Source organism: Hydrogenovibrio kuenenii DSM 12350 (genome assembly GCF_000526715.1).
GTDB classification, from domain to species: Bacteria; Pseudomonadota; Gammaproteobacteria; order Thiomicrospirales; family Thiomicrospiraceae; genus Hydrogenovibrio; species Hydrogenovibrio kuenenii.
The window spans coordinates 625,398-640,886 of the sequence record NZ_JAGP01000001.1; the positions used below are offsets into that span (position 1 = coordinate 625,398).

The following is a 15,489-nucleotide window of genomic DNA, read 5'->3' on the forward strand; positions in this document are numbered from 1 at the left end:
GTAATTAATGACTAATACGACACACACTTCACCAGACAAGCACCCATTGGATGAATGGATAACGCCGGAAATTGCAGAAAGAAATGAGCGCATTGAGCAGCGCCCCGTTTCGCTTGAGTTGAAAGAGCTGCACAAATCGTTTGAACATAAGGGCAACGTCAATAAAGTTTTGGATGGCATTGATTTTAGTGTTTTTAAGCGTGAATTTATTTGTGTGGTTGGACCATCAGGTTGTGGTAAGTCGACCTTGGCAAGACTGATTTCAGGTTTGGAGCAAAAGGAAAGCGGGCAGATTCTAGTTGATGGTCAAGATGTTGTTGAGCCCGGGCCAGATCGTGGCATGGTGTTTCAGGGCTATTCGTTATTTCCTTGGATGTCGGTAAAACAAAATGTGATGTTTGGTTTAACTGAATCGGGTATGGCGAAAAGCACAGCAGAAACAGAAGCCTTGCAATGGATTGATTTGGTTGGTTTGTCTAAGTTTGCCGATGCTTATCCTCACCAGCTGTCAGGCGGTATGAAACAACGTGTTGCTATCGTGAGAGCGTTGGCAAATCAACCGAAAATTTTGTTGATGGATGAGCCTTTTGCGGCACTAGACCCGAAAAACCGTTTGAAAATGCAGCAGTATTTATTGGAAATATGGCGCAATATCGACATTACCATTTTCTTTATTACGCATGATTTGGATGAAGCGATTTATCTTGCAGACCGTATCTTAGTTTTGGATGCCAATCCTGGGCGTGTTCGAGAAGTGGTGAAGGTGCCTTTACCTAGACCGAGAGAAGACGATACCTTGTTAAGCCCAGCCTTCTTAGCAACCAAAGAATATTTAGAAACGCTTGTGCACCCGCCTGAAGTGGAAGAAGACACTTCAATGGAAGATAAGCTTAGTATGGTGCGCATGGTTCCTGTTAACGCAGAAGTTCCGGATATTTATTGATATGGCACAACAACCTAAAAACACAAACAGCTTAGTAAGGACCAGTGCTTCATTGCCAGCGAAGGTGCTTGAAGATTTAGATCAACTGGTTGTCGATCGGGGTTTTCAGAATCGCTCGGCACTGTTGGCGGAAATGATTCAAAAAGAAGTTGCTTCCTATCGCCAAAACTACACCAACGAGGTTATGGCAGGTACGCTGACTTTGGTTTATGACCACACGATTTCTGGCTTACAGCAAAAATTAAATCACTTGAAGCATCAAAATGTTGCCGAGATTATTTCCTCTACGCAGATCCAGTTAATGGATCAATATACATTAGAGGTGAACTTGATGCAGGGACCTGCACAAGACTTGAAACGTATCGGTGATGAAATGTTATCTAACCGCGGTGTAAAAACCGGAAATTTATATTTAACCCATTCTGCTTTGCCACCCATTTATACCCGGGTGAAAGACACAACACAGGAGAAGTCGAATGACTGAAAACAATCTATCAAAATCTGCCAGGCTGGGTGATTTGATTTGGCGTGAAAACCTACCGGGTGGCGCCCATTGGTCAGGCGTGATTCGCCGTGGCACCGTTTTGAGAATCATGGATGTTGAGGGCGGTGCAAACGTTTCCATGCTGATGAACAACATCGAAGTGAAAAACGAACGCTATAACATGCCGGATACCTTGAAAGCACAGAAAACCGCTTTTCTAACCACTCCGAATATGTGCTTTAGCGATATGGGACGCGTCATGTGTTCCATTATTGGCGATAGCTGCGGTTGGCACGACACCATTGGCGGTATTTCTAATGCACGCATGGTCGAGAAAAAGTTCGGTGTGAAGACTTATCAAGAAGCGCACAATGATTATTACAAAAGCGGGTTTGATAGCTTGATCAACGAGCTGGAAAAATGGGGCTTGGGTGTTAGTGACATCATGCCTAACATTAACTGGTTCAGTAAAGTTCGCGTGGAAGAAAGTGGTGCGATGACCTTTGTGGAAGGCAACTCAAAAGCGGGCGATACGGTCGATTTACGTTTTGAGATGGACTGTATTGTCAGTTTAGCTACGGCTCAACACCCATTGGATCCGAATACAGCGTATGACCCAAAACCGATTGAACTAAGCGTCTTCAAAGCCATGCCAGTAGAGAATGACGACCCATGTCGTTTGCATAGAGCAGAAAACGAGCGCGCTTACTACAACACCAAAGTTTATTATGGAGAAAACCCAAATGGCTAATGTGATGCAGACAGAAACTTTTGACGATAGCCGTATCGTTTACCGAGAAGTGGTTGAGGCAGGTAAACCTTGGATGCACGAAGTAAAAGCGGGGCAGTTTTTCCGTATTGTCGACTTGGAAGGTAACCAAGCAGTAGACACTTTATTCTATAACGCGAAAGACCATTCAGAACGCTATTCAGCAGCGGATACCATTCGTGAACAAGGCAATATTTACTTGACGACTGGTAGTGTGTTGCAATCTAATTTTATTAACCCGATGTTGACGATTGTTGATGATACCTGTGGTCGTCACGATACCATTGGCGGTGCGTGTTCAGCTGAAAGTAACACAGTGCGTTATGCGATTGAGAAACGTCATATGCACTCTTGCCGTGATTCCTTCTTGATGGCGTTGAACACGTGCGATTGCCATGCCGACCATCCGATGACAAAAGGAGATTTGGCGAGCAACATTAATTTCTTTATGAATGTACCGGTATCACCAGACGGGCATTTGGATTTTGATGATGGTATTTCAGCGCCAGGGCGTTATGTCGAAATGCAGGCGCATATGGACGTGCTTGTGTTGGTGTCGAACTGTCCGCAATTGAACAACCCATGTAATGGTTATAACCCGACGCCTGTAGAAATGGTGATTTGGGAATAACTAAACAGTCAATGACGACTAATTAAAGAGTAAAGCCGGCTGGGACGACCCAGTTGAAGATGGTAGCTTCAGAACGATCTGAAAAAGGAAAACCTATGTTTAATAAAGTGCTGATTGCAAACCGCGGTGCCATCGCTACGCGTATTATTCGCACCCTGAAAAAAATGAATATCACTTCTGTTGTTTTGGCATCGGATGCTGACCGAGCATCGTTGCATGTAAAAGAAGCCGATGAAGTCATTTTTCTTAAAGGCAACGCAGCGACAGAAACTTATTTGAATGTTCCGTTGATTCTTGAGCGAGCAAAAGCATTGGGGGTGGAAGCGATACACCCTGGTTATGGTTTCTTGAGTGAAAACGCCAGCTTTGCGGAAGATTGTGAACACATGGGAATCCGTTTTATCGGGCCGTCACCAAAGCATATTCGAGAGTTTGGTTTAAAGCACACAGCCCGTGAATTGGCGATTGAGGCAAAAGTGCCTTTGCTACCAGGTTCAGACCTGTTGGAAACTGTAGAAGAGGCTCTAAAAGAAGCGGATCGTATCGGTTATCCCGTAATGTTGAAAAGTACCGCGGGCGGTGGCGGTATTGGGATGCAGAAATGTGATTCGGCAGAGGTGTTGTCGGAAGCATTTGAGCAGGTCGCACGTCTGAGTCAGAACTCATTCGGTCAAGCCGGTATTTTCCTAGAGAAGTTTGTTGTTAACGCCCGTCATATCGAAATCCAGATTTTCGGTGATGGTAAAGGCAAGGTCGTTTCGCTTGGCGAGCGTGATTGTTCATTGCAACGTCGTAACCAAAAGGTGGTGGAAGAAACGCCTGCGGTCGGCATTAGCCGAGATATGGTTGCTGAAATGGAAGCCCATGCGGTGCGTTTGGGAGAGTTGGTCAGTTACCAATCTGCCGGTACGGTTGAGTATGTTTATGATGCCGATGCCAATCAATATTATTTCTTGGAAGTAAACACGCGTTTGCAGGTAGAGCACGGTATTACCGAGGCAGTTCGTAATGTCGATTTAGTCGAATGGATGGTGCAAGTCGCCTTTGACCAAAATCTGCCAGGCGGGGGTAAGGTTAACCCAGCAACAGGACATGCCATCGAAGTACGTGTTTATGCCGAAGACCCATTTAAAAACTTCCAGCCAAGTTCCGGTAAATTGACGGGTTGGGATATGCCAACTGATTGCCGAGTGGATACCTGGTGTTCCAAAGGTCAGGAAGTCAGCTCTTTCTATGATCCTATGCTGGCGAAAATCATCGTTACAGGGAAAGACCGAAACGATGCAGTTAGTAAGTTGAACATGGCATTGAAATCAACGCGTATTTACGGTTTTGAAACCAATGTGTTTTACTTGGAGGCCTTAAGCGAATCGCCAGATTTCATCAAAGCAAAAAACTTATATACGCAATTTCTCAATAGTTTTAGCCATGACCCTTATACGGTAGAAGTGACCAATCCTGGTACTCACTCCATGTTGGTGAGCTATCCTGGGCGTGTCGGTTTTTGGGATATTGGTGTTCCGCCTTCGGGGCCGATGGATGCTTTATCGCATCGTCTTGCAAACCGTTGTTTGAACAACCCCGAAGATGCTGCGACTATTGAAATGACCGTGTCGGGCATCAGCCTGAAGTTTGACCGTGATACGGTGATCTGCGTCACTGGAGCAGACATTCAACCGACTTTAGATAAAGAGCCGATTCCACAATGGCAGGCGGTTCATGTTAAAGCGGGTCAACAATTTAAATCGAAAGTCATCAAAGAAACCGGGCAAAGAGCTTACTTGGCCGTGTTAGGTGGATTTGATGTGCCGGATTATATGGGCAGTAAAACCACTTTCTCGCTAGGTGGGTTTGGTGGACATGGCGGTCGTCTATTACGTGCAGGGGATGTATTACGTTTATCCCGCCATAGTGTTCAGGATGCCGTATTGAATGACTTACCGAAAGGTTTAATTCCAAAATTGGATAACCGTGTCGAGATTGCGGTGATTTACGGGCCACAGGGCGCACCGGATTTCTTTACCGATGAAGATATAGACACCTTCTTTTCAACCGATTGGGAAGTGCATTACAACTCGAGCCGCACCGGGATTCGCCTGATCGGGCCAAAACCCAAGTGGGCGCGAACAGATGGTGGTGAAGCCGGACTGCATCCATCGAATATTCACGATAATCCTTATGCGATTGGTGCTATCGACTTCACGGGTGATATGCCGGTTATCCTGGCGCAAGATGGCCCTAGTTTGGGCGGTTTCGTTTGCCCGGCAACCATTATCGAAGCAGAGCAATGGAAAATGGGGCAATTGCGTCCAGGTGATAAAGTTCGCTTTAGACCCGTTTCGATTGAGATGGCTGAAGAAGAGCTTAAAGCTCAAGAAGCCGCTTTAGCAGGATTGACGGACTGGATGTTGGCCGATACAAAATTTCTGGCTTCGCCAACAGAGCAATCATGTCTTGCACTAGAAATTTCTTCAGATGAACATGAGTTTGGTGTCAAATATCGCCGCTCAGGTGATAGTCATGTGTTGATTGAGTACGGTGCAATGGAGCTGGATTTGGCACTGCGTTTCCGTATTCAAGTGTTGGTAGAGAAGTTGAAAACACTGAAAGATGAAGACCCAGCCTGGCAGTTTTTACGTGATTTGACGCCAGGGATTCGTTCACTACAAGTTCACTATGATCCGAAAAAAGTTTCTCAGAATCATTTGATTCAAATGCTGAAAGCACTGGAAGATGAGATTTCTTCAGCAAAAGATTTAACGGTGAAAAGCCGTGTTGTTCGTCTGCCTTTGTCTTGGGATGATCCAAGCACGCGTTTGGCGATTGAAAAATACATGACAACTGTGCGTCCAGATGCGCCTTGGTGTCCAAGTAATATTGAGTTTATTCGTCGTATCAATGGATTGGATTCGATTGAAGATGTGAAGCGTATTGTGTTCGATGCCAAATATTTGGTCATGGGCTTGGGAGATGTTTATCTAGGAGCTCCAGTGGCGACACCTTTGGACCCTCGTCACCGCTTGGTTACCACTAAATACAATCCAGCTCGTACCTGGACACCAGAAAATGCCGTTGGTATCGGCGGCGCCTATATGTGTGTCTACGGTATGGAAGGCCCAGGTGGTTATCAGTTTGTCGGGCGTACCATCCAGATGTGGAATGCCTATTTCAATACGCCATTTTTCCAGCAAGGAAAACCTTGGCTGTTGGATTTCTTCGACCAGATTCAATTTTATCCAGTCAGCGAAGAAGAGTTGGCCAAGGCGAGAAATGATTTCCCGCTTGGGCGCTATGACATTGAAATCGAGGAAACGACTTTATCTTTAAGCGCGTATCAAGGGTTCTTAGCAGAAGAAGCCGATAGCATCCAAACTTTCCAAACTAAGCAACAAGCTGCTTTTGAAGCAGAGCGTCAGCGTTGGGAGGAAACCGGACAAGCGAATTTCGAGTCTAACGCTGCGCAAGAAGAAGTGCTGGGTGAGACGCCAATAGAAATTCCTGAAGGCTTTGAAGCCGCCATGTCACCGATTACCGGTAGTGCTTGGAAAATTACGGTTAAACCAGGCGACAGAGTCGAGGAAGGGGGTGTGATTGCCATTCTGGAAACGATGAAAATTGAGATTCCCGTTGAAGCAGAGTGCGATGGCACCGTGGCAGAAATTTTGGTGAATGAAGGTGACCTGATTCAAAACGGGCAGGCGTTAATGATTTTGGAGGTAGGTGAGGAATGAGTACTCAAAGAGACTTACGTATTTCATCGTTGAAGCAGCTTTATGCTTCCGGCGAGCTGTCGCCTCGTGAGCTTATGTCTGAGCTTGTGAAAGAAGCGCAAGGTTATAGCAATCATAATATTTTTATCCATTTATTGTCTGAAGCTGAGCTAGACCCTTATTTGTCGAAACTGGAAGCCAGTGAACCAAATAGTTTGCCGTTGTGGGGCGTTCCGTTTGTCATTAAAGATAATATCGATTTGGCGGGTATTCCAACTACTGCGGCTTGCCCTGAGTACGCTTATGTACCTGAATCTTCGGCAACGGTGGTTCAGTTGTTGATTGATGCTGGAGCGATTCCTTTGGGTAAAGCCAATATGGACCAGTTCGCAACCGGCTTAGTCGGCACGCGTTCGCCTTATGGTGTGTGTCACAACTCGTTTGATTTCGATATGATTTCTGGCGGTTCAAGTTCTGGTTCGGCAGTTTCTGTGGCATTAAACCTATGTAGTTTTTCTTTGGGAACTGACACGGCAGGCTCTGGTCGTGTGCCGGCTGCATTCAACAACTTGATTGGATTAAAGCCTTCTAAAGGACTGTTAAGTACCAAAGGTGTTGTGCCAGCGGTTCGCTCTCAAGATGTGGTGAGCGTGTTTGCGCTGAATTCGCAAGATGCCTATGACGTATTTGAAGTGGCAGCACAAGCTGACGATGAAGATGAGTTCAGTCGTGATGAAATGGCGTTGATGCCACCAGCTTGGGGCGCGCGTCCGGTATTTGGGATTCCTACTGCGGAGACTTTGGAGTTTGCGGGTGATAAGCAAGCTGAGAAGCATTTTTACGATTCAATCGCTACATTGAAAAAACAAGGCTATGAAGTTAAAGAAATCGACTTTCAGCCTTGGTTGGACACTGCAAAACTACTCTATGAAGGTGCTTGGGTTGCTGAACGCTATGTCGCGATTGCTGACTTTATGGAAACGCATGAAGAGGTAATGGATCCGAGTGTTGGAAGCATTATCGCTGGGGCGAGAAGCTTGAGTGCAGCAGATGCATACAAAGGCAGTTATGCTCTACAGAAAGCACAGAAGTTAACCGAGTTTTTGTGGGGTGAGATTGATTGCATGATTACACCAACCACACCGACCATTTACTCTATTGAGCAGATGCAGAAAGAACCGATTAAGCTCAATTCAATGTTGGGAACTTACACTAATTTCATGAACCTGTTGGATTATGCTGCTTTGGCAATGCCGACTGGATTCAGAGAAGACAGTTTGCCAGCAGGTCTGACTATGTTTGCACCAGCAGGTTCTGATCGTTTGTTGATGCAACTTGCCGATAAATTGCACGGTCAATTCGTGCAAACATCAGGAGCGAAGCAAACCCCTGTGACGGAAAGGAATTCATCACACTTCGTTAATCCGCATAGCATTTCGCTGGCGGTGGTTGGAGCGCATTTGACGGGCTTTCCTTTGAATTGGCAGTTAACTGAGCGCGGTGCAAAATTGTTGCAGACCACGCAAACAGCAGCAAAATATAATTTTTACGAACTCTCTGAAAGACCAATTCTAAAGCCAGGTCTAGTGAAAAATGAAGCAACAGGCTTTAGCATTGAAGTAGAAGTATGGGCGATGCCTAAGCAGCATTTAGGCTCTTTTCTGGCATTGATTCCATCACCGTTGGGTTTGGGTAAGGTTGAGTTGGTTGATGGTTCGCAAGTGGTCGGTTTTATTTGTGAGCCTTATGGTATAGAAGGTGCCAAGAGTATCAGCCAAACCGGTGGTTGGCGCAACTGGATGTCGGAAAGAGATCATTAACTTTCCACTTTAGCTAAGGCTCCAGACTTTTGTAATTACCTTGGAGAAAGTCTGGAATCTTGGTTTAATTTTGTTTCAAAGCTTGTTTTCTTTGCTGTGTTTTGTACAATCAAAACATCTAATCTTTTAATTTAAGTATTTAAATTTCAAACGTTTTTTATCCTGATGACGATATTTGGGGTAGAACAAACAGTCTTTTTTAAATCGCATCAATCGATGATGTGTGTCTGTGTGCGTGCCATGATGGCGTAAGTCGTGCATCGAAACTATGAACCGTCAAAGCCTTGAATAAGGGAGGAATAGGATTCTATGCCTGAGACAGGGAAGTTGTACATTGCGTTAATCAGTGTGCATGGTTTGATTCGTGGAAAAAATCTTGAGTTGGGGCGAGATGCTGATACCGGCGGGCAAACACTCTATGTGCTTGAACTTGCTCAGGCTTTAGCCAAACATCCTGCTGTTGGCCGTGTGGATTTGTTTACCCGTAAAGTGGTAGATGATGATGTTTCAAAAGACTATGCCGTACCTCGTGAAAAACTGCCTAATCATTTGCAAATAGTTCGGATTGAAGCCGGCCCAAACCAGTATGTGCAAAAAGAACAGCTTTGGGACTACCTAGACGCTTTTACCGACAATATGATGAACTATTTTCGCGAGCAGGATGCTTACCCGGATATCTTACATAGTCATTATGCGGATGGTGGTTATGTGGCAGAACATCTGGCGAATCAACTCGGTATTCCTTTGGTTCATACAGGGCATTCTTTAGGGCGCGTGAAGCGTAGGCGATTGTTAGCCAGTGGATTGTCCGCACAAGAAATTGAAGTTCTCTACAACATGACGCGTCGAATCGATGCGGAAGAAAATGTGTTGGCTGTTGCCGAAAGGGTGATTACCAGCACTCACCAGGAAATAGAAGAACAATACGAGCTCTATGACTTCTATCAGCCTGAAAAAATGCGTGTATTGCCACCAGGAACGAATCTAAATGATTTTATGCCACCTGATGGTGATCATGAGTTGGATACCCCTTTGTTTTACGAACTGGTGAAACATCTGAAAGAACCATTCCGTCCGATAATTCTTGCTTTATCCAGACCTGACAAGCGAAAAAATATTGTTTCTTTGGTTGAGGCCTATGGTCAATCTTTAAGACTGCAATCATTGGCGAATTTGGTCATTATTGCGGGTAATCGAGATGATATAGACGATTTGGAGCATGGAGCACAATCTGTATTTCAAGAGATTTTTGTGGCGATAGACCGTTATGATCTTTACGGCAAAGTTGCATTACCAAAGCATCATAAACGAGAACAAGTTTCCCAAATTTATCGAATTGCCGCCGCGACCAAAGGTATTTTTGTCAATCCCGCACTGACCGAACCTTTTGGATTGACTCTGATAGAAGCAGCCGCTTCTGGGCTGCCCATCGTGGCAACAGAAGATGGTGGGCCGAGAGACATCATTGGCAATTGTCATAACGGTATTTTGATTGATCCTTTGGAGCCTGAAACCCTCAGTGATGCCTTATTAAAGCTACTGACTTTTCCTGACTTGTATAGTCGCTATGTAGAGAACGGTTTAAAAGGTGTGCGAGAGCATTACTCTTGGGACGCGCACGTTGAACGCTATTTGGATGTTACGGAAACCATAGCGAAAGATTCAGAACAACGACTGAAGCCGAGTGTATCAGGGCAGCGTCGAGATATTTATCCTGATCGTGTCTTTGTCACGAGTTTGGATCAAAACTTAATGGGCGACAGTGAATCATTGCATGAGTTGATAGGTCTGTTGCGTCAAAATCGTAAGAACACATTATTTATCGTCGCAACCGGAAGGCGTCTAGATTCTGCATTGAAGCTAATGAAAAAAAATGGCATGCCGGAGCCGGATATTTTGATTAGTAGTGGCGGAACCGAAATCAATTATGCACCCAAACTTACCATGGATACTGCATGGGCAAAACACATCGATTATCACTGGACAAGGCATAAATTAAAGCAGCTTTTGGATGAATATCCAGGTTTGGAACGTCAGCCAAAACTTGAACAAAGCTTCTTCAAACTCAGTTATTTTATTGATCCCGATATAGCCGATGTAGAAGAGATTAAACGTTTGTTGCATAAAGAAGAGCAGTCGGTGAATGTACAACTGTCATTTGGACAGTTTTTAGATATCTTGCCGATACGCGCGTCAAAAGGCATGGCTCTGCGCTATGTTGTCAATCAATGGCAAATTCCTTTGGAAAGGGTTTTTGTTGCAGGTGGTGCTGGCTCGGATGAAGATATGATGCGAGGCAATTCATTGGCTGCAGTCGTGGCAAACCGCCATGATGAAGAGTTATCTAAATTGGTGGATATTGATCGTATTTATTTTGCCGACCAACCTTATGAAAAAGGAATATTGGAAGCCTTAGAATTTTATGATTTCTTTGGTAGCTGTCGTGATCCGCGTGAAGAACAGGACGTAATCAAAACCATGGAGGTTGAAGGTTCGTGAATCAGCAATCGATACTCTTGTGTACCGACATGGATCGTACATTGATTCCTAATGGTGAACAGCCAGATGAACCTGAATCAAGGCGTTTATTTGCTCAGTGTTGTCGTTTGGATGACGTAAGCTTGATTTATGTAACAGGTAGGCATAAAGCTCTTGTAGAAGAAGCAATAGCGGAATATAACTTACCGACACCGGATTACGCGATTACCGATGTTGGTACACAAATCTATCATGTCGATAACGGTAAGTGGCAAGTTTGGCAAGTTTGGGAAGACGAAATCGCGCCGGATTGGCAAGGTTGGACAAACCAGAGTATTCGAAAACTGTTAGCGCCAATAGAGCAACTCTTACCTCAAGAAGAAAGTAAGCAGAATCATCATAAATTGAGTTATTACGTTTCTTTGCCTGTAGATGAAAAAATCTTGATGAAACAAGTCGAGGCCAGCCTGGCAGAAAATGCGATTAAGGCGAATCTGATTTGGAGTATTGATGATTTAACTAATGTTGGATTGCTGGATATTTTGCCTGCTTCTGCAACAAAACTTCATGCGATTCGCTTTTTACATCAACGCCTGAATCATGGAGAAAATCAGGTGTTTTTTGCTGGAGATAGTGGTAATGATTTGCCTGTGTTGGCAAGTGAAATTCCTTCGGTTTTAGTGGCAAATGCGACGGATTCAGTTAGAAAAGAAGCGCAATTGCAGGCAAGAAAACTGGGAAATGAAAGAGCACTTTATTTAGCGAAAAAGCAGCAACAAGGTAACGGCAATTACGTGGATGGTATTTTGCAAGGATTGGAATACTTTAAATTTTGTAATTTAAGGCTTAAATCAGGCGATTGATTGAGGTAAAGGGAAGATGGCGGATCAAACTCAAATAGTTGTATTTGGAGAGGTTCTATTCGATTGTTTTTCGGATGGAAATGAGGTGTTAGGGGGCGCACCATTTAATGTAGCTTGGCATCTACAAGCATTTGGTGATAATCCAATTTTTATTTCTCGAATCGGCAATGACCCGAGAGGGCAAAAGGTGGTTTATGAAATGCGTCAATGGGGTATGGATTTGACGCAACTTCAAGTCGATGCCACTCATCCTACCGGTCAGGTTGATATATCGTTACTAGATGGTGAGCCACATTATGAGATTACACCAGACTGTGCTTATGATTTTATTGATTTTCATGAAATAAGCCCTTTGCCTGAAGAAAGGATTCTTTATCATGGAACGCTAGGGTTACGTAATCGTGTTTCGCGTCATGCTCTGGTTGAAATGTCCTCGACTTTGGGAAACTCTATTTTCTTAGATGTGAATTTACGAGAACCTTGGTGGACGAAACAAGAAGTTCTTTATTGGCTGGATTCTGCGCGTTGGGTAAAGCTAAACCAAGACGAGTTGAGAGCGCTAGGTTTTACTACGCCAGATTTAAAATCGGCTTTGACGGAGCTGGCTGAAAACTATGCGTTGGAACAAGTCATACTGACTCGCGGCGAAATGGGAGCGATGGTGTTTGATGCTGAAGAAGGCTTCTTTGAAATAAAACCTGAAACTGTTTTATCCAATAACAATGCTGAAATTGTCGATGCAGTGGGAGCGGGCGATGCCTTCACTTCGGTCTATTTGCATGGATTAGTGCATGAATGGCCAATAGATAAAACCCTTAAAATGGCACAGGCCTTTGCGTCACAAATTATCAGCATGCGTGGCGCGACTACAAATGACTGTGACTTTTACCAAACAATCCTAAATACCATTAAAGAGTAGAAAGGAAATATATGTACGAACAGATCTCGCACACCCTGTTAAATGATATTCTCAACCAAATTAAACCGGAAATTTCCAAGGCAGATTTGCGTCATTTTTATACTAGGTTGGGGGCGAACTTTTACGCGATACATTCGTTATTTGAGAAGCTTTATGGGGATCGGGACGACTTTGCCGAACACGCTTTGCGTTTGGTTGAAACTATGGCGCGTAAGTACATTAACCGCTCAGAAGAACTCAAACTATTGGATGAAAGTAGAGAACGGGATTATAACTGGTTCTTAAGCCAGAAGTGGGTTGGTATGGCGTTGTATGCCAATGGATTTGCTGGCGACCTGAAAGGGTTGAGAGATCACTTGGGCTACTTCCAGGAATTAGGCGTGAATATGGTGCATATCATGCCAATTATGGAGTGCCCGGATGGCAGTAGTGATGGTGGTTATGCGGTCAGTAATTTCAGACAGATAGATGACAGAATCGGTACATTAGAAGATTTGAATGACCTAGCAAAAGATATGCGCCAGCGTGATCTTTTGCTGGTGATGGATGTGGTTCTGAATCATACATCCGATGAGCATGAATGGGCCTGTAAAGCGCGTAAAGGCGAACAAAAATACTTGGATTATTACTATACGTTTGAGAACCGAACGGTGCCAGATATGTTTGAACAAAGCATGTTGGAGGTGTTCCCACAGACTGCACCGGGCAATTTTACCTGGAATGAGGAAATGCAGCGCTGGGTGATGACGGTATTTAATAACTACCAATGGGATTTGAACTATAACAACCCAGCAGTGTTTATTGAAATGCTTGATATTATTCTCTTTTGGGCGAACCAAGGTGTTGATGTACTGCGATTGGATGCGGTGGCGTTTTTGTGGAAAAAAATTGGTAGTACCTGTCAAAATGAACGTGAAGCGCATTTGATTTTGCAGCTTTTAAAAGACTGTTGCCAAGTTGTTGCACCAAGTGTCCTTTTCATTGCTGAAGCGATAGTGGCGCCGTCAGAAGTGATTAAGTACTTTGGTGAAGATGCGGTTATCGCCAAAGAGTGTGAGGTTGCCTATAACGCAACCTTTATGGCCTTGATGTGGGATGCGGTAGCCACTAAAAACGCCAAACTTCTCAATCAGGGTATTAAGAGCTTGCCTGTGAAATTGGATCGCGCTACATGGCTCAACTATGTACGGTGCCATGATGATATCGGTTTAGGGTTCGATGATAAGGATGTGATTAAAGCTGGGTATGAGCCGACATCACATAGGCATTTTTTAGTTGAGTATTTTTTAGGAAAGTTTGATCACTCGCACGCCCGAGGGTTACCCTTTGGGCAAAATCTGAAAACGGGTGATATGCGAATATCTGGCTCGTTAGCCTCTCTTGTGGGTTTGCAATATGCATTGGAAGTTGGAGATATTGAGGCAACCGATAATTCAATCAAAATGATTTTGCTGCTACACAGTCTTATTTTTTCTTTTGGTGGCATTCCTCTGCTCTACTATGGTGATGAAATTGGTACCTTGAATGACGATTCCTATTTGGCTAACCCTTATAAGATGGATGACACTCGTTGGGTGCATAGACCCACCATTGATTGGGAGAAAGCCGATTTAAGGCATGCGCCGGGTACAGTGGAGTATGCCATTTTCAGTGAACTCAAACGGATGATTGCGGTCAGAAAAGAGATAGATGTTTTTGCAGACTTTAACAATCGTGAACTGATTGATGTAGATAACCCTAATCTGTTTGTATTCGAACGTTACAACCTGCACAAACAGGGTGACCATGTGCTTGTAGTGGCGAATTTTAATGCCGAACCCCAATACTTGAACCTAGAAGAGATTGGAGAATGGAAAAACCAGAAAGATCAAATCGTTGACCTTTATTCAGGTAAATCTCCTGATATTTATAAAAATATGTTGCTGATTCCTCGGTTTGGATTTTATTGGCTGCACCAAGCCTAATTAATGAGGTGCAGCGGCAATATGGGATTGTGATCGAAGCGCTTCTAACAACGCAGCGCATAAAATCAAAAAACCACCGATTGATTCGGTTATGTCTAGACTTTCATTGGTCAAGAGCACCGCTGAGATAACGGCAACGACGAGTTCCATAATGATAATCACTGAAGAACGGCTGGCGGGCATATGGGTCACTCCCCATTGTGAACCATAGTTAGCAATCAGCAACCAGACAAGTCCGTAGAAGACCAGCAGAGCCCAGTCCGATTGATGGATGAGGTTGGGGAGAGGGGCGTCAGTGACCAGAGCCAAAACGCCAGACAAGATCATGGTACCTATAAACAAAGCGCTGAGTTTTGGTACCATCGGAATGTCCTGATGGGCTCGGAATGCGAGATTATTCATCGCAAATAAAAAGCCGGACAATAAAGCAACACCATCGACCCAGCCTGGCGGATTTTCAAATATGGTCATTCCGCCCACAATCAGGAAGGCACCAAAGATAGCCAACCCGGCCGCGAGCCAACCTTTTGCATCCACATGTTCTTTTAGAATAAATTTCCCCCCCAATACACCCCATAGTGGCAGTAAATAGAAAAGTACCATCACACGAATGACCTCGCCATAAATCAGCGCGGTATTGAAAGCGAGGTTCGCACCGCCCCCGAGTAGAGCAATGAGCAGCCAAGGTCTTAAATGTGATACTAAATATTTCTTTTGCTGGAGAAGAAAGGGGATGAATGCTAATGACAATAACGCATAGGCAAAGAAAACGATGAGTGAACCATCAAAACCGGATTGATGAAGGATTTTGAGTGGTAGCCAACTCAATCCCCAAAAAATTGAGGCAAAAAGCAACACCATTACCGGAAAAGCATCATGTCTTGTGTTCATAGGAATGTATTCTTATA

Annotated in this window: 11 protein-coding genes; 10 read left to right on the forward strand and 1 reads right to left on the reverse strand. The window is 44.3% G+C overall.

Features of this window, described 5'->3' with window-relative positions:
- Nucleotides 1–7: 7 nt before the first annotated feature.
- The 10 genes from N745_RS0102890 to N745_RS0102935 all read left to right on the forward strand — a co-directional run bounded on the left by N745_RS0102890 (nt 8) and on the right by N745_RS0102935 (nt 14,581).
- A complete protein-coding gene (locus N745_RS0102890) occupies nt 8–943 on the forward strand; it encodes an ABC transporter ATP-binding protein (RefSeq protein ID WP_024850637.1) in 936 nt (311 codons plus the stop codon).
- Nucleotide 944: 1 nt separating this feature from the next.
- Nucleotides 945–1,427, forward strand: coding sequence for a CopG family ribbon-helix-helix protein (locus N745_RS0102895; RefSeq protein WP_024850638.1), 483 nt, complete (start codon nt 945–947; stop codon nt 1,425–1,427).
- Nucleotides 1,420–2,178, forward strand: coding sequence for an urea amidolyase associated protein UAAP1 (locus N745_RS0102900; protein ID WP_024850639.1), 759 nt, complete (start codon nt 1,420–1,422; stop codon nt 2,176–2,178). The genes N745_RS0102895 and N745_RS0102900 overlap by 8 nt, the downstream gene beginning before the upstream one ends.
- Complete coding sequence (locus tag N745_RS0102905) at nt 2,171–2,827, forward strand: urea amidolyase associated protein UAAP2 (RefSeq protein WP_024850640.1); 657 nt, start codon at nt 2,171–2,173, stop codon at nt 2,825–2,827. The genes N745_RS0102900 and N745_RS0102905 overlap by 8 nt, the downstream gene beginning before the upstream one ends.
- A 95-nt stretch (nt 2,828–2,922) precedes the next feature.
- Nucleotides 2,923–6,558: an urea carboxylase gene (uca, locus tag N745_RS0102910; protein WP_024850641.1), complete on the forward strand. Its 3,636-nt coding sequence runs from the start codon at nt 2,923–2,925 to the stop codon at nt 6,556–6,558.
- Nucleotides 6,555–8,357: an allophanate hydrolase gene (gene atzF / locus N745_RS0102915; RefSeq protein ID WP_024850642.1), complete on the forward strand. Its 1,803-nt coding sequence runs from the start codon at nt 6,555–6,557 to the stop codon at nt 8,355–8,357. The genes uca and atzF overlap by 4 nt, the downstream gene beginning before the upstream one ends.
- A 309-nt stretch (nt 8,358–8,666) precedes the next feature.
- The gene (locus tag N745_RS0102920) at nt 8,667–10,856 is read left to right on the forward strand and encodes an HAD family hydrolase (RefSeq protein ID WP_024850643.1); all 2,190 of its coding nucleotides are present in this window, start codon (nt 8,667–8,669) and stop codon (nt 10,854–10,856) included.
- Nucleotides 10,853–11,698: an HAD-IIB family hydrolase gene (locus N745_RS0102925; RefSeq protein WP_024850644.1), complete on the forward strand. Its 846-nt coding sequence runs from the start codon at nt 10,853–10,855 to the stop codon at nt 11,696–11,698. Before N745_RS0102920 ends, N745_RS0102925 begins: the two co-directional genes overlap by 4 nt.
- 16 nt (nt 11,699–11,714) lie before the next feature.
- Nucleotides 11,715–12,617, forward strand: coding sequence for a carbohydrate kinase family protein (locus N745_RS0102930; RefSeq protein ID WP_024850645.1), 903 nt, complete (start codon nt 11,715–11,717; stop codon nt 12,615–12,617).
- Between the two features lie 11 nt (nt 12,618–12,628).
- A complete protein-coding gene (locus N745_RS0102935) occupies nt 12,629–14,581 on the forward strand; it encodes an alpha-amylase family glycosyl hydrolase (protein WP_024850646.1) in 1,953 nt (650 codons plus the stop codon).
- Here N745_RS0102935 and N745_RS0102940 read toward each other — a convergent pair whose 3' ends face one another.
- The gene (locus N745_RS0102940; protein WP_024850647.1) at nt 14,582–15,472 is read right to left on the reverse strand and encodes a DMT family transporter; all 891 of its coding nucleotides are present in this window, start codon (nt 15,470–15,472) and stop codon (nt 14,582–14,584) included.
- Between the last annotated feature and the right edge of the window lie 17 nt (nt 15,473–15,489).